Source organism: Burkholderia cepacia ATCC 25416, from assembly GCF_001411495.1.
GTDB classification, from domain to species: domain Bacteria; phylum Pseudomonadota; class Gammaproteobacteria; order Burkholderiales; family Burkholderiaceae; genus Burkholderia; species Burkholderia cepacia.
Window position 1 is genome coordinate 3,169,574 of the sequence record NZ_CP012981.1, and the last position, 14,126, is coordinate 3,183,699.

A 14,126-nucleotide genomic window follows, 5' to 3' on the forward strand; every position below is an offset into this window, starting at 1 on the left:
ATCGGGCTGCTGACGTGCGCAACGACACCGGCCGATTATAGCGACCGGCTTTTTTGACGGGCCCCGGTGCCGGAACCGGCGCCAGCCCCATCCATTTGAACGGTGCGCGGCACGTTGCTGCTCCGCAGCACGCCGCGCGACGCCAGCGCGTCGCGACCATGCCGCGCACCTCGGGTTTTCCGCACCGTTCATCTGTACGACTGTTCGAAGGTTTTCCCGCTGCGGACACTGCGTCGCGACAACACCAACGACAAACCGATGCAGGACGGTATGGAGAACCCCACGTGACGAAACCCCGCTTCATCCGCACGGCCGCGGCCGTCGCGACGCTTGCCGCGTGCGGCGCCGGCGCGCATGCGCAGTCGACCCTCACGCTGTACGGCGCGCTCGATGCCGGCGTGCAATACCTGACGCATGCCGACGGGCGCCATTCGGCCGTGCAGTTGCAGAACTACGGCATCCTGCCTTCTCAGGTCGGGCTGAAGGGCAACGAGGATCTCGGCGGCGGCTGGCGTGCGCTGTTCAAGCTCGAACAGGGCCTCAACCTCAACGACGGCACCGCGACCGCGCCCGGCTACGCGTTCTTCCGCGGCGCGTACGTCGGCATCGCCGGGCCCGCGGGCACCGTCACGCTCGGCCGTCAGTTCAGCGTGCTGTTCGACAAGACGCTGTTCTACGACCCGCTCTGGTACGCGTCGTACAGCGGCCAGGGTGTCATCGTGCCGATGAACGCGAACTTCATCGACCACTCCGTCAAGTACCAGTCGCCGACCTTCGCCGGCTTCGACGTCGAGGCGCTTGCCGCGACGTCCGGCGTCGCCGGCAATACGCGCGCCGGACGCGTGCTCGAACTCGGCGGCCAGTACACGAGCAACGGCCTGTCGGTCAGCGCGGTGCTGCATCAGGCACACGGCGAGGTATCGGCGGCCGACGACACGTCGGCGCGCCGCCGCGAACTCGGCACGCTCGCCGCACGCTATGCGTTCGCCGCGCTGCCGCTCACCGTCTATGCAGGTGTCGAACGCCTGACCGGCGACCTCGACGCCGCGCGCACGATCGTCTGGGGCGGTGCGCGCTACCTGACACCGAACGGGATCGGCCTGAACGCGGGCGTCTACCACACCGACTCGCGCGCGCCGGCCATCGGCCACCCGACGCTGTTCATCGCGAGCACCACGTATGCGCTGTCGAAACGCACCGTCGCCTACGTGAACCTCGGCTATGCGCGCAACAGCGGCCGGAGTTCGCAGACCGTCTACGAATACGACCCGACGCCGCTCGCCGGCGCATCGCAGTTCGGCGCGATGGTCGGCATGTACCACCTGTTCTGATTCCCCACACGAGATCCCGCCATGAAAACCCTGTCCCCGGATGCCGCACTCCCGCCCGACGGCCGCGCATCGGCCTTCGCGCGCTCGACGCTCGTCGCGCTCGTCGTGTTCGCGGCCATCACGCCGCTGCTGCTGCTCGTCGCGCCCGCCGTCGCCGGCCAGCTCGCGATGCAGCTCGGGCTGTCCGCCTCGCAGATCGGCACCTACTTCTTCGTCGAACTCGGTGCGTTCAGCCTCGCGACCGTGCCGTCGTACCTGTGGCTCGGTCGCATCGACGCACGCCGCGTGGCCGCGTTCGCCATCGCGCTGTTCGGCGCGGGCAACCTGCTGACCGCGCTGTGGATGCCGGGCTTCGTCGCGCTGCTCGCACTGCGCGCCGTGACCGCGCTCGGCGGCGGTTCACTGATGGTGCTCTGCATGACGAGCGCCGCAACGAGCGAGAACAGCGACCGCGTGTACGGCCTGTGGGTCGTCGGCCAGTTGATCGCGGGCGCGATCGGCCTGTTCGTGCTGCCGCATGTATTCGCGGCATTCGGGCTGCGCGCGCTGTACGTCGCGCTCGCCGGGCTCGCGCTGCTCGCCGCGCCGCTGTCGCGCGGCTTCCCGTCATCGCTGGGCGCGCGAACCGCGCCTGCGCAACACGCGCGCGGCGCGGCGGCACGGACGCCGCAAGGCTTGATCGTGCTCGCGATCGGCGCGGTGCTGACGTTCTATCTCGCGATCGGCAGCGTGTGGACGTTCGCGAGCCGCGCCGCGGCCGAAGCCGGGCTCGATCCGCAGTCGACCGGCAACGTACTCGCGATCGCGAGCGTGATGGGCATCGCCGGCGCGGCGCTTGCGTCGTGCGCGGGCGGCCGGCTCGCGCGGCGCGCCATGCTGACGGCCGGTTACGCGCTGCTGGCGGCCTCGCTCGTCGCGCTCGCCGTGATGCGGCAAGCCGGCGGTTACAGCGCGGCGATCTTCGCGTTCAAGTTCGCGTGGACGTTCGTCCTGCCGTTCACCCTCGCGACCGTCGCGCAGATCGATACGTCGGGCCGCCTCGTGGCCACGCTCAATTTCGTGATCGGCGCCGGCCTCGCTGCCGGCCCGTTGCTCGCCGGGCTGATGCTCGACGCCGGCGGCACGATGCACGCGCTGTTCACGGCCGCGACGGCCGTCGCGATCGTGTCTTTCGCCGCGCTGCGCCACATCGATCGCCGCACGCACGCCTCCGTTTCCTCCCAACCGTGACAGGTCTCGCACATCCATGAATCGCACTGCCTTTTTTACCGACGAACGCACTTTCTGGCACACCGGCGGCACGCATGCGCTGTTCTTCCCGGTCGGCGGCTGGGTCCAGCCGCCGTCGAGCGCGGGCTACGCGGAATCACCCGATTCGAAGCGCCGTTTCCTGTCGCTCGTGCAGGCCTCGGGCCTGGCCGCGCAGCTCGACCTGTGCGGCGCCGAACCGGCAACGACCGCCGACCTGCTGCGCATTCATCCCGCGCACTATCTCGACGCGTTCCGCGCACTCAGCGACGCGAACGGCGGCGACCTCGGCGATCTCGCGCCGTTCGGCAAAGGGAGCTACGAGATCGCCGCGCTGTCTGCCGGCCTTGCGATCGCGGCCGTCGATACGGTCGTCGGCGAGCGCGCGGTCAATGCGTTCTCGCTGTCGCGGCCGCCCGGTCACCACTGCCTGCGCGATCGCCCGATGGGCTTCTGCATGCTGGCGAACATCCCGATCGCGATCGAGGCCGCCCGCGCGAAACACGGCATCGAGCGCGTCGCGGTGATCGACTGGGACGTGCATCACGGCAACGGCACGCAGTCGATCTACTACGACGATCCGGACACGCTGACGATCTCGCTGCACCAGGACCGCTGCTTCCCGCCCGGCTATAGCGGCGCGGACGATCGCGGCGAAGGCGCGGGCGTCGGCGCGAACCTGAACGTGCCGCTGCTCGCGGGCAGCGGCGACGATGCCTATCGCTACGCGTTCGAGCGGATCGTGCTGCCGGCGCTGGCGCGTTTCCGGCCCGAGCTGATCGTCATCGCCAGCGGCCTCGACGCGAGCGCGGTCGATCCGCTCGCGCGCATGCAGTTGCATACCGACAGCTACCGGTTCATGACGCGTGCGGTGAAGGATGCCGCGCAGCGCCATTGCGGCGGGCGGCTCGTGATCGTTCACGAAGGCGGCTATTCGGAGGCGTACGTACCGTTCTGCGGGCTCGCGATCGTCGAGGAACTGGCCGGCATTCGTACCGACGTCGCCGATCCTATGCTCGACCTCGCGATCGCGCAGCAGCCGGGCGAACGGTTCGTCGCGTTCCAGCGCGGGCTGCTCGACGAACTGGCGGCGTCGTTCGGGTTGTAATGCGCGCTGACGAATGCGCCGGGGGGCCGGCGGCGGCCCTCTTGCGCGATCGGAGCGGATGGGGTCTCCTGTGCCTTTATCCCCGTTCCGGCCCGAAGCCGTACTCTTCCGATGAAATCGTCCCCGCGCGACAACAATGACGATGCCAAGACGCGCCGCCAGCCTTCGAAACTGGCCCTGAACATCGCCGCCGTGACGGTCGGCCTCATCACGTTCGCGCTCGGCGCGGCGTGGGTGATCTATAGCTGGATCGTCGATCGCGAGGCGCAGTATTTCGCGATCCCGCTGGTTTTTTCGGTGCCGGTGATCGTGGCGGTCGCGATCCGGAGTTTCTGGGAATAGACGCGCCTGAAACGGCGAAGCGCCGCGAGTCGGGTGACGCGCGGCGCTTCGTCGGGCTTGTTCCGGATAACGCGGCGAGCCCCTCGACTCGCCTGCGCGCCGGTCACAGGCCGGGACGCGGGCACGGATTGGAGACCGCGCCCTGATACCCCCCGGTGACGGCGCCCAGCACGGCGCCGACCAGCGACGTGCCGAGCGCTTTCAGCACGTTTTCGGTCGACAGCGACTCGCCGCCCGCCATCACCCGCCCCGAGTACGCAGAGCACGCCGACGTCGATGCAGTCGCATGCACCGGCCTGGCGCTCCACGCGACGTTGTCGGCAGGTGTATTGGCAAACGCCGGCGCGGCCAGCATCAGCGCCAGAACGGAAATCGGGATGCGTACGGTGTTTTTCATCGGTGGCCCCTCGGTGTTCTCGTACTTCTCGTATTCGATCGCGCTGACGATATTACATGCGGCCGAATTTGAGGGCGCGCTCCTCGTACGGGCTGCACGTCCGCGAACAAGACAGGCATCAACAAAAAAGCGCTGCGGTCAGCCGACCGGCAGCGCTTTTTCGGGAACAGCACCCCGACGAGTGCATGTTCGACTTCTGGTGCGTGAGGCCGGACTCGAACCGGCACACCCTTGCGGGCGTCAGGACCTAAACCTGGTGCGTCTACCAATTTCGCCACTCACGCGCATTTTCCGTCGCCTGACTACGCGGCACGCAAGATGCGTTGCCGCGCGCCCGGGACATCGCGCCGGCCTCGAGCCGGCACGCCCGATCAGGCGAGCGCGAGATTCTACCCGATCCGGGCGGCGTTGTCTCGCCCCGCCGGCACCCGTCGTGCGGCGGTGCTAGAATGCCGCGCTCGACGTTTCGGCACCGCGCCGCCGCGCGTCCCCCGAACCCGCCCCCACACGATTCCGCCCGTGAACTTCGACGACTACTGTCAGCAAAAGGCCGCCCCTGCGGGCTCCAGCGTCTACTACGCGTTGCGTCAGGCGCCGCTCGCCACGCAACCGCGCCTGACCGCGCTGTTCGCATTGCGCCGCGAACTCGAGGAAACCGTCAAGGAAACCAGCGACCCGACCGTCGGACACACGAAGCTCGCGTGGTGGCACAAGGAACTCGCGGCGCTGGCCGACGGACAGCCGTCGCATCCGGTCACGAAGGCGCTCGCGCAGCATCACCCGGCGATCACCGCCGAAGCCGACGCGTTGCGCACGCTCGTCAACGGCTACGGGATGGATCTCGAACAGGCGCGCTACCTCGATTTCGCGAATCTGCAGCGCTACATCGCGCAGGTCGGCGGCACCTTCGCGTCGCTGGTCGCGCGCGCCAGTTCGGCGAACCCGGCCGACCCGCAGCCGTGGGCCGCGGACGCCGGCCGCGCGCTGATGCTCGCGCAGTTCGTGCAGGAACTCGGCAACGACGCGCGCCACGGCCGCATCTACCTGCCGATCGACGAACTGCAGCGCTACAACGTGACGGCGGCCGACCTGCTGAACCGTCGCTACAGCCCCGCGTTCACCGAGCTGCTGCAATTCCAGACGGCACGGGCGCGCGAAGCGCTTGCGGCCGCCGAAGCGGCGATCCCCGCATCCGGGCGCCGCGCACAGCGCACGCTGCGCGCGCAGATCGCACTGGCCGGCGCGCTGCTCGACGAAATCGAGCGCGACGACTACCAGGTGCTGCACCAGCGCATTGCGCTGACGCCGATCCGCAAGCTGTGGATCGCGTGGCGCGCCGCGCGCCGCCGCTGAACGTCACGACGCATCACGCCTTCAACAACGGCAGCGTGTCGAAGCGCTGCTGCAGCACGCGCGTCGCATCGAGCCCCCACCACGGCCCGAGCACGGTCGCATAAAGCTGGCGGAAATCGACCGCGACCGGCAGGTTGCCGTTGCCGTCGAGCCGCCCGAGCGCCGGCGGTGCGCCGTACAGCCCGCCGGCCACGCGACCGCCCATCACGAAATGCGGCGCGGCCGTGCCGTGATCGGTGCCGTTGCTCTGGTTCTCCCGCACGCGCCGCCCGAATTCCGCATACGTCATCACGAGCGTCTGGTTCCAGCGCCCGAGTTCGATCAATGCGCCGCGCATCGCGCTCATCCCTTCCGCGAACTGCTTGAGCAGCGCGGCCTGCTGCCCCGGCTGGTTCTGGTGCGTGTCGAAGCCGTTGAGCGTCAGGCGCAGCACCGCGACACCATCCTGCGCGCCGGGCCCGGACGCTTCGCACGCGGCCAGCACCTGCATCGCGGTCTTCACCGACGTGCCGAACGCGCCGGCCGGAAAAGCCGTCCGGAATTCGCGCATCCCGCCGCGCGGGCGCAGCCGGTCGGCGGCCTTCACGATGTCGTTCTCGACGTCGATGATGTGTGCGAGCGCGGGGTTCTGTTCGCGCAGCGACGACGGCTCGGCGAGGCGGGCCGCACGGATGAACTGCGCGGGATTGACGAGCGCGATCGCGCGCGCGCCGTTCGCGAGCGGCCCCATCTCGGCGCTGCCGAGCACGACGCCGTCCGCCGCGAACCCGGGCGGCACCGGCGCCTGCGCGAACGTCCGCGTGAGCCAGCCTTCGTGCAGGTACTGGTCGGAGCGTGACGCGGTATCCCAGATCTCGATCGAGCGGAAATGCGACAGGTTCGGCTGCGGATAACCGACGCCCTGCACGACCGCGACCTGCCCGTCACGCCACAGCGGCATCAGCGGCGCGAGCGACGGATGCAGCCCCGTGTGCGCGTCGAGTTGCAGCACCTGCTCGCGCTTGATGCCGATGCTGCGCCGGAACTGGTAATACAGCGGATCGGCATACGGCACCACCGTGTTGAGGCCATCGTTGCCGCCCTTCAGCTCGACGAGGATCAGCACGTTCGCATACCCTGCCGCCGGCTGACGTCCGGTCGCAGCCATCGCGGGCGCCTGCCACAGCGACACGCCGGCTGCGGCCGCGGCGCCCGTCAGCGTCAGAAAATCACGTCGGTTCATCGCGCATCCTTTGGTTCACCGCCCGGCACCTTTGCCGCACCGGTTCCCCGCTTCATCGTCGTTCGAATCATTTCAGTTGATAGGCCGGATCCATCAGCAGCGCCTCGAGATACGCGCTGCCGGTCGAATCCGTGTCGATCGCCGCGACCGGCGAAAGCTGCAGCACCGCGTGCTGCAACTGAAGCTCGGTCGACAAGCCCGCGATCGCCTGCGGCCGCGCGCGATATTGCGCGAGCCAGCGTTCGAGGTCGAAACGCAGGCCGCCGCGCGCGGGCCTGGCAGGCGCCGCGCGCATGCCGGCGGCGGACGCCGCATCGACCACCGGCGTCGCGTGCGCGCGGACATTCGGCGGCGGCACCATCGCACGCGCCGGCGGGTGCATGCCGGCCGTCTCGGTCGCGCGGAACAGTTGCTCGACGAACTGCTTGCGCGCAAGCAGCGTGGTGCTGTTGATCCACAGCGCGCCGCCCGGCCAGCCCTTCACGTTCGGCGGATAGAACAGGTTCTGCCCGAGCGTGCGCACGGTGTTCGCAAGCATCTGCGGATCGCCGTACGCAACGTCGAACAGCCGCACCGAGCCGACGACGAATTCCGCCGGCGACTTGACGAGCACGCCGCGATTGCGCGGGTCCCAGAAGGCGTCGGTCGACCACAGCGCGGCGAGCGCCGCGCGAATGTCGTAGCCGCTCGAGCGAAACCGCTCGGCCACCGCATCGAGCGCGCCCGGATCGGGCGTATCCGACACGAACTCGCGCCACAGCTTGCCGGCGATGAAGCGCGCGGTGCCGGGCTGCTTCAGCAGGATGTCGAGAAAGCCGTCGCCATCGAACGGCCCGGTTTCGCCGAGGATCGTCTTGTCGCCCGCATCGTGCCATTCCGGCCGCACCTCGAAGCGCAGCGTGTCGGGATCGACCGTCCAGCCCGTCATCGCGCGCGCGGCTTCGGTCACGTCGTATTGCGTGTAATGCCCTTCGCCGAGCGTGAACAGTTCCATCACCTCGCGTGCGAAGTTCTCGTTCGGGCGGCCCTTGCGATTGCTCGCGCCGTCGAGATACTGAAGCATCGCCGGATCCTTCGCGACCGCGTGCAGCAGCACGCCGAAGTTGCCGAGCGCCTCGCGGCGAAACAGCGCGTTCTGTGCGGCCATCGTCTGCGGGTAAGGCACCTTGTCCTGCCCCGACGTGAAGTGCCCGTGCCAGAACAGCGTCATGCGCTCGGTCAGCGGCGACGGCGTGACGATCATCTCGTTGACCCAGGCCGCGCGCAACGCATCGTAGCGGACATTGCGCTCGCGCTGCTCGTCGCGCCGCATGTCGGGGGTCAGCGCCTGGCGTTGCGCGCGCGTCGGTGGCAACTCGGCGATCCAGTCCGGCCACGTCGTGACGGGCTCGCGCCGAACACTGCCGAGCGTGTCGGCCACGACCTGCGCGCGCGTCATGCCGACGATGCGCGCAACATCGGCGGGCGCGGGAGAAAAACCGGTACGGCTCAGGAAAAACAATGCATCGTCGGCGTCGAGCGGCGACTGCATGGCGGGCGACGGCGCCGGTGCGGCAGCGTTCGCTTTCATCGTCATGGACTCCCGGTGCGCACCGGCGGTGCGGATGCCGGTACAACGGCAATCGGCAGGCGAAAGTTGACGGAAAAATTGCTACGAATCTTTTCCGCGCGATGTATCGCGTTGTAATCCGCAGGGCGAAAGACGGCGCGTCAGCGCTTGTACAGCTCGCGAACGGCGTCCTCGATGTGCTGGCGCAAAAGGTGGCGCTCCTCGGGCGTCATGTGCCCGTCGCGGCGGCGCTGTTCGAGATCGGGAGGCACGGCGGAACGGACCGTCATCTCGGCGGTACGATCGGACTGCGGCGCTTTGCCGCGCGGCAGCTTGCGCGACGATGCGCCCTGCTCGGGGCGCTGCGCATACGCGAAGTTCGACGCATACGGACCGGCGAGCGCGATCGTCAGCATCAGTGCAATCCGGGCAGATCGCATGACCGTCCTCGCTTCTTTGGTCGATTTGTTCCCTTCGTCACGCGGCAACCGGTTACCTCTGGTACTTGAAAAACCCTGCGGAATTCGGGTGTGCAAAGATGAATGATGGAGTGCAGGGGAGTATCTACCGAATTTCGGCTTCGAGTAAAGGAATCTATATAGCCTGCCTTTACTCGGCGCGACACTACGGGTAAATTTTGTAACCGACTGTAACGCACGAAAATACGTGGCCGTGCGTCAATTCCCATTCGCGATAAGATGCCGATCATGGAAACGAAAAACCCCTCCAAGATTCTCGTCGTCGACGACGACCCGCGCCTGCGCGATCTGCTGCGCCGCTATCTCGGCGAGCAGGGTTTCAATGTCTACGTCGCCGAAAACGCAACCGCAATGAACAAGCTCTGGGTCCGCGAGCGTTTCGACCTGCTCGTGCTCGACCTGATGCTCCCGGGCGAAGACGGCCTGTCGATCTGTCGCCGCCTGCGCGGCAGCAACGACCGCACGCCGATCATCATGCTCACCGCGAAGGGCGAGGACGTCGATCGCATCGTCGGCCTCGAGATGGGCGCCGACGATTACCTGCCGAAGCCGTTCAACCCGCGCGAGCTCGTCGCGCGCATTCATGCGGTGCTGCGCCGCCAGGCGCCGGCCGAGCTGCCGGGCGCACCGTCGGAAACCACCGAGGTGTTCGAGTTCGGAGAGTTCTCGCTGAACCTCGCGACCCGCACACTGACGAAATCCGGCCAGGAAATTCCACTGACGACCGGCGAATTCTCGGTGCTGAAGGTATTCGCCCGCCATCCGCGCCAGCCGCTGTCGCGCGAGAAGCTGATGGAACTCGCGCGCGGCCGTGAATACGAAGTGTTCGACCGCAGCCTCGACGTGCAGATCTCGCGCCTGCGCAAGCTGATCGAACCGGATCCGGGCAGCCCGCGTTTCATCCAGACCGTCTGGGGCCTCGGCTACGTGTTCATCCCGGACGGCGCCGCCTGATCTTTTTCCTTTCCGGTTTCGCCCGCCCACGGCCCGTCCCATGCGTATCGACCGGCGCCTCCTGCAGCTCGCGTTCGGCGGGCTGTTCTGGCGCACCTTCCTGCTGATCGCGCTGCTGATCTCGGTCAGTCTCGCCGCGTGGTTCCAGAGCTTTCGTGTGATCGAGCGCGAGCCGCGCGCGCAGCGCGTGGCTCTCCAGCTCGTCGCGGTCGTGAAGCTCACGCGCACCGCCCTGCTCTATTCCGATCCCGACCTGCGGCGCGCGCTGCTGCAGGATCTCGAGAGCAACGAGGGCGTGCGCGTGTACCCGCGCGAAAAGACCGACAAGTTCAAGCTGCAGCCCGACGAATCGCTGAACCGCCTGATCGAACACGACATCCGCAGCCGCCTCGGCGACGATACCGTGATCGCGCAGTCGGTCAACGACATTCCCGGCGTGTGGATCAGCTTCAAGATCGACGACGACGATTATTGGGTCGCGCTCGACCGCGACCAGCTCGACAACGTCACGGGCCTGCAGTGGGCCGGCTGGGGGTTATTCGCGCTCGCGCTGTCGCTGTTCGGCTCCGCGTTCATCACCAGCCTCGTGAACCGGCCGTTCTCGCGGCTCGCGCTCGTCGCGCGCCAGGTCGGCTCGGGGCAGGCGCCCGACCCGCTGCCCGAACGCGGGATGGGCGTCGCGGCCGACACCAACCGCAGCTTCAACCAGATGGTGCGCGACCTCGAGCAGCTCGAGGCCGATCGCGCGCTGATGCTCGCGGGCATCTCGCACGACCTGCGCACGCCGCTCGCGCGGCTGCGGCTCGAGACCGAGATGAGCCCGTCCGACCAGGCGACCAAGGACGCGATGGTCGACGACATCGAGCAAATGGATCGCATCATCGCGGCCTTCATCGACTACGCGCGTCCGACCCAGCGCAAGCCGGAGCCGGTCGACCTCTCCTCGATCGCGCACGAAGTCGCCGCGCGCGTGTCGGGCGAGGACGGCGTCGAGATCCGCACGCGGCTCGCGCCGAACGCCGTGATCGAAGCCGACGAGACCGACATGCGCCGCGTGATCGGCAACCTCGTCGAAAACGCACGCAAATACGGCCAGAGCCGCGACGACGGCGTGTCGCGCATCACGCTCGAGACGCGCGTGACGCACGCGCGCGTCGAGCTGTCGGTGAGCGACGAGGGCCCCGGCATCCCTGAGGACCAGCTGCCGCTCGTGATGCGGCCGTTCTATCGCGTCGACACGGCGCGCACCAAGGCGGACGGCACGGGGCTCGGGATGGCGATCGTGCTGCGCCTCGTCGGCCGCTATCGCGGTGCGCTGCGCCTGCGCAACCGCAGCCCCGACGCGGGCCTCGAAGTCACGCTCGAATTCCCCGGCGCCGGCAAGGCACGTGCGACGGCGTGACGCGCTCGCGTACGCCTGCCGCCCTTCACACTATCGATCCGGTTGAAAAAAACTATGGAGGGCGTTAGTCAAAATCTATTGAAGCACCTTACTAATAGTGTTACAGTCTCGCCCATGCTGTCACACCATCGTTGCAGCACCGAGGTAGCTTGACTCAGTCTTCTTCCCAACTCATACAGGAGTATCCGCATGAAAACCGTTGGCGATAAACTCGAAGCTTTCACCGTCGTGGCCGCGAAGCCGGGCTTCAACAACCACGAAGAAAACGGCCAGTCGGCATTCGAGACCGTCACCGAAGCGTCGTTCCCGGGCAAGTGGAAGATCATCTACTTCTACCCGAAGGACTTCACGTTCGTGTGCCCGACGGAAATCGTCGAATTCGCAAAGCTCACGAAGCAGTTCGAAGAGCGCGACGCCGTCCTGCTGGGCGGCAGCTCGGACAACGAATTCGTCAAGCTCGCATGGCGCCGTGAGCACAAGGACCTCGACAAGCTGAACCACTACTCGTTCGGCGACGTCAAGGGCGAGCTGATCGACCAGCTCGGCGTGCGCGACAAGGAAGCCGGCGTGGCCCTGCGTGCAACGTTCATCGTCGATCCGGACAACACGATCCAGCACGTTTCGGTGAACAACCTGAACGTCGGCCGCAGCCCGGAAGAAGTCCTGCGGATTCTGGACGGCCTGCAAACGGACGAACTCTGCCCGTGCAACCGTGCAGTCGGCGGCGCAACGCTGTAAGCGCATCGATGCACGAAGCCCGCGGCGCACGTCCTGCCTGCGGGCTTTTTTAACGGCCAACCCATAGGAGATATCAATGGAATTCATCGACTCGATTAAGGCACGTATTCCCGACTACGCGAAGGACATTCGCCTGAACCTCGACGGCACGATCTCGCGCTCGTCGCTCGAAGGCACCGACGCGGTCGGCGTCGCGCTGGCGGCGGCGATCGCGGCGAAGAGCACGGTACTCATCAAGACGATCCGCGAAGCCGGCGTCCTGTCGCCCGAAGAGACGAATGCCGTGCTGACGGCGGCCGCGCTGATGGGGATGAACAACACCTGGTATCCGTATGTCGAGATGGCCGACGACGCCGACCTGAAGACGCAACGTGCCGAACTGCGGATGGGCGCGTACGCGACGCACGGCGGCGTCGACAAGCGCAAGTTCGAGATGTACGCGCTCGCCGCGTCGATCGTCGGCAAGTGCCACTTCTGCGTGAAGTCGCACTATGCGTTGCTGAAGAACGAGCAAGGGATGACCGTCACGCAGCTGCGCGACGTCGGCCGTATCGCATCGGTGATCAACGCCGCCGCGCAGGTGATCGCCGCCGAAGGCGAATAAGCGGTTGCGTTCCGCGCCGGCAGCAATGCCGCGCGCGGCGCCGGCTTCAAACGAAAATGCCACGCAGATGCGTGGCATTTTTCATTGCCGCGGCATCGCGCGGGGCGAACCGCGCGATGCCGCTGGCCCCCGTCAGCCGCCCTGCTTCACCAGCAGCGCGGCGGCCTGCGCCTCGATCCCTTCGCCGCGGCCGAGATAACCGAGCTTTTCGTTCGTCTTCGCCTTCACGTTCACGCGATCGAGCGGCAGCCCGAGATCGGCCGCGATGTTCGCGCGCATCCCGTCGATATGCGGTGCCAGCTTCGGTGCCTGGGCGATCACGGTGCTGTCGACGTTCTGGATCGTGAAGCCGGCCGCCTTGATGCGGGCCGCGCACTCGCGCAGCAGCACGCGGCTGTCGGCGCCCTTGAATGCCGCGTCCGTGTCGGAGAAATGGCGGCCGATGTCGCCGAGCGCCGCCGCGCCGAACAGCGCGTCGGTGATCGCGTGCAGCAGCACGTCCGCGTCCGAGTGGCCGAGCAGGCCGCGTTCGTACGGAATCGTCACGCCGCCGATGATGAGGGGGCGCCCCTCGACGAGCTGGTGCACGTCGTAGCCTTGTCCGATTCTGAAATCCATGCGTGTTCCGATTGAGAGGGGGTGAAAGTCAGGAGGCGCTCGCAGGGCGCGCGAGGATCGCTTCCGCGAGCGCGAAATCCTCCGGGTACGTGACCTTGAAATTGCGCAGGCTGCCCTGCACGACGCGCGGCGTATGGCCGGCCCATTCGATCGCGCTCGCTTCGTCGGTCAGGTCGTGCCCTTCGCGCTGCGCGCGCAGGATCGCCTCGCGCAGCATGCCGATGCGGAACATCTGCGGCGTCTGCGCCTGCCACAGCGCGTCGCGCGACTCGGTGCGCGCGATCGCGTCGCCGCCGGCCGGCACGCGCTTGAGCGTATCGGCAACCGGCAGCGCGACGATGCCGCCGACCGGATCGTCCTTCAGCGCCGCGACGAGCGTGCGGATCAGCTCCGGCGTGATGCCCGGGCGCGCGGCGTCGTGCACCAGCACCCAGTCCTGGTCGGTCGCGCCGAATTCGGCCAGCCCGAGCAGCCCGTTCAGCACCGACGCCTGGCGCGAGCCGCCGCCGCAGCGGCGCACCGCGAAGCGCAGGCCCGCGAAGCGGCGCGCGTCGAAATGGGAATCGTCGGGCGCGAGGACGACGAGCGTCTGCGCGAATTCGCTGCACGCGTCGAACGCGGCGAGCGTGTAGTGCAGCAGCGCGCGGCCGGCCAGCGTGCGGTATTGCTTCGGCACGGCCGAACCGGAACGGCTGCCCGTGCCGGCACAGGGAATCAGGGCGAAAAGTCGGGGAGTCACGAAGGGAAACGCCGGAAAGATGAAATCGAGAAGCGGATTTTA

The 14,126-nt window shown here is 67.6% G+C and carries 15 protein-coding genes and 1 tRNA gene; 9 read left to right on the top strand and 7 right to left on the bottom strand.

Annotated elements, in window-relative coordinates:
* Positions 1 to 284 precede the first annotated feature (284 nt).
* The 4 genes from APZ15_RS14605 (at position 285) to APZ15_RS14620 (ending at position 4,029) form a co-directional block, all read left to right on the top strand.
* The gene (locus APZ15_RS14605; RefSeq protein WP_027787153.1) at positions 285 to 1,331 is read left to right on the top strand and encodes a porin; all 1,047 of its coding nucleotides are present in this window, start codon (positions 285 to 287) and stop codon (positions 1,329 to 1,331) included.
* Between the two features lie 21 nt (positions 1,332 to 1,352).
* Complete coding sequence (locus tag APZ15_RS14610) at positions 1,353 to 2,561, top strand: MFS transporter (protein WP_027787152.1); 1,209 nt, start codon at positions 1,353 to 1,355, stop codon at positions 2,559 to 2,561.
* 16 nt (positions 2,562 to 2,577) lie between these two features.
* Positions 2,578 to 3,687, top strand: coding sequence for a class II histone deacetylase (locus tag APZ15_RS14615; RefSeq protein ID WP_027787151.1), 1,110 nt, complete (start codon positions 2,578 to 2,580; stop codon positions 3,685 to 3,687).
* A 111-nt stretch (positions 3,688 to 3,798) separates the two neighbouring features.
* Positions 3,799 to 4,029: a hypothetical protein gene (locus tag APZ15_RS14620; RefSeq protein ID WP_021160392.1), complete on the top strand. Its 231-nt coding sequence runs from the start codon at positions 3,799 to 3,801 to the stop codon at positions 4,027 to 4,029.
* Between the two features lie 103 nt (positions 4,030 to 4,132).
* Here APZ15_RS14620 and APZ15_RS14625 read toward each other — a convergent pair whose 3' ends face one another.
* Entirely contained in the window at positions 4,133 to 4,426 is a 294-nt protein-coding gene (locus APZ15_RS14625; RefSeq protein ID WP_027787150.1) for a hypothetical protein, read from the bottom strand.
* 197 nt (positions 4,427 to 4,623) lie between these two features.
* Positions 4,624 to 4,710: transfer RNA gene (locus APZ15_RS14630), tRNA-Leu, on the bottom strand.
* Between the two features lie 235 nt (positions 4,711 to 4,945).
* Between APZ15_RS14630 and hpnD the strand changes: the two genes are divergently transcribed.
* Complete coding sequence (hpnD, locus tag APZ15_RS14635; RefSeq protein WP_027787149.1) at positions 4,946 to 5,779, top strand: presqualene diphosphate synthase HpnD; 834 nt, start codon at positions 4,946 to 4,948, stop codon at positions 5,777 to 5,779.
* Between the two features lie 13 nt (positions 5,780 to 5,792).
* On the opposite strand, the gene APZ15_RS14640 is transcribed toward hpnD, so the two are convergent.
* From APZ15_RS14640 to APZ15_RS14650, 3 genes are all read right to left on the bottom strand, one after another.
* Positions 5,793 to 7,001, bottom strand: coding sequence for a DUF1501 domain-containing protein (locus APZ15_RS14640; RefSeq protein WP_027787148.1), 1,209 nt, complete (start codon positions 6,999 to 7,001; stop codon positions 5,793 to 5,795).
* 67 nt (positions 7,002 to 7,068) lie between these two features.
* A complete protein-coding gene (locus tag APZ15_RS14645; RefSeq protein WP_027787147.1) occupies positions 7,069 to 8,571 on the bottom strand; it encodes a DUF1800 domain-containing protein in 1,503 nt (500 codons plus the stop codon).
* A 140-nt stretch (positions 8,572 to 8,711) separates the two neighbouring features.
* Positions 8,712 to 8,990 (bottom strand): hypothetical protein, encoded by a 279-nt coding sequence (locus APZ15_RS14650; RefSeq protein ID WP_011352385.1) that lies wholly within the window; start codon positions 8,988 to 8,990, stop codon positions 8,712 to 8,714.
* A gap of 258 nt (positions 8,991 to 9,248) precedes the next feature.
* On the opposite strand from APZ15_RS14650, the gene ompR reads away from it, so the two are divergent.
* The 4 genes from ompR (at position 9,249) to APZ15_RS14670 (ending at position 12,727) form a co-directional block, all read left to right on the top strand.
* Complete coding sequence (gene ompR / locus APZ15_RS14655) at positions 9,249 to 9,983, top strand: osmolarity response regulator transcription factor OmpR (protein ID WP_006478565.1); 735 nt, start codon at positions 9,249 to 9,251, stop codon at positions 9,981 to 9,983.
* A gap of 40 nt (positions 9,984 to 10,023) precedes the next feature.
* Positions 10,024 to 11,385, top strand: coding sequence for an ATP-binding protein (locus APZ15_RS14660; protein WP_027787146.1), 1,362 nt, complete (start codon positions 10,024 to 10,026; stop codon positions 11,383 to 11,385).
* A 189-nt stretch (positions 11,386 to 11,574) separates the two neighbouring features.
* On the top strand, positions 11,575 to 12,123 hold the full coding sequence (locus APZ15_RS14665; RefSeq protein WP_006478563.1) for a peroxiredoxin: 549 nt from the start codon (positions 11,575 to 11,577) through the stop codon (positions 12,121 to 12,123).
* A 76-nt stretch (positions 12,124 to 12,199) separates the two neighbouring features.
* Positions 12,200 to 12,727 (top strand): carboxymuconolactone decarboxylase family protein, encoded by a 528-nt coding sequence (locus APZ15_RS14670; RefSeq protein ID WP_011352388.1) that lies wholly within the window; start codon positions 12,200 to 12,202, stop codon positions 12,725 to 12,727.
* Positions 12,728 to 12,859: 132 nt separating this feature from the next.
* On the opposite strand, the gene ispF is transcribed toward APZ15_RS14670, so the two are convergent.
* Both ispF and ispD read right to left on the bottom strand, forming a co-directional pair.
* Positions 12,860 to 13,345 carry a 2-C-methyl-D-erythritol 2,4-cyclodiphosphate synthase gene (ispF, locus tag APZ15_RS14675; protein WP_021160386.1) on the bottom strand — a complete coding sequence of 162 codons (486 nt, stop codon included), beginning with the start codon at positions 13,343 to 13,345 and terminating at the stop codon, positions 12,860 to 12,862.
* 28 nt (positions 13,346 to 13,373) lie between these two features.
* Positions 13,374 to 14,084: a 2-C-methyl-D-erythritol 4-phosphate cytidylyltransferase gene (gene ispD, locus APZ15_RS14680; protein WP_027787145.1), complete on the bottom strand. Its 711-nt coding sequence runs from the start codon at positions 14,082 to 14,084 to the stop codon at positions 13,374 to 13,376.
* Positions 14,085 to 14,126: the final 42 nt, after the last annotated feature.

Bases quoted from the DNA above. Each gene is read 5' to 3' on its own strand.
- ompR (WP_006478565.1), top strand. From the start codon at position 9,249: ATGCCGATCATGGAAACGAAAAACCCCTCCAAGATTCTCGTCGTCGAC.
- APZ15_RS14640 (WP_027787148.1), bottom strand. From the start codon at position 7,001: ATGAACCGACGTGATTTTCTGACGCTGACGGGCGCCGCGGCCGCAGCC.
- APZ15_RS14670 (WP_011352388.1), top strand. From the start codon at position 12,200: ATGGAATTCATCGACTCGATTAAGGCACGTATTCCCGACTACGCGAAG.
- APZ15_RS14660 (WP_027787146.1), top strand. From the start codon at position 10,024: ATGCGTATCGACCGGCGCCTCCTGCAGCTCGCGTTCGGCGGGCTGTTC.
- ispF (WP_021160386.1), bottom strand. From the start codon at position 13,345: ATGGATTTCAGAATCGGACAAGGCTACGACGTGCACCAGCTCGTCGAG.
- APZ15_RS14645 (WP_027787147.1), bottom strand. From the start codon at position 8,571: ATGAAAGCGAACGCTGCCGCACCGGCGCCGTCGCCCGCCATGCAGTCG.
- APZ15_RS14615 (WP_027787151.1), top strand. From the start codon at position 2,578: ATGAATCGCACTGCCTTTTTTACCGACGAACGCACTTTCTGGCACACC.
- APZ15_RS14650 (WP_011352385.1), bottom strand. From the start codon at position 8,990: ATGCGATCTGCCCGGATTGCACTGATGCTGACGATCGCGCTCGCCGGT.
- APZ15_RS14625 (WP_027787150.1), bottom strand. From the start codon at position 4,426: ATGAAAAACACCGTACGCATCCCGATTTCCGTTCTGGCGCTGATGCTG.
- APZ15_RS14610 (WP_027787152.1), top strand. From the start codon at position 1,353: ATGAAAACCCTGTCCCCGGATGCCGCACTCCCGCCCGACGGCCGCGCA.
- APZ15_RS14620 (WP_021160392.1), top strand. From the start codon at position 3,799: ATGAAATCGTCCCCGCGCGACAACAATGACGATGCCAAGACGCGCCGC.
- APZ15_RS14665 (WP_006478563.1), top strand. From the start codon at position 11,575: ATGAAAACCGTTGGCGATAAACTCGAAGCTTTCACCGTCGTGGCCGCG.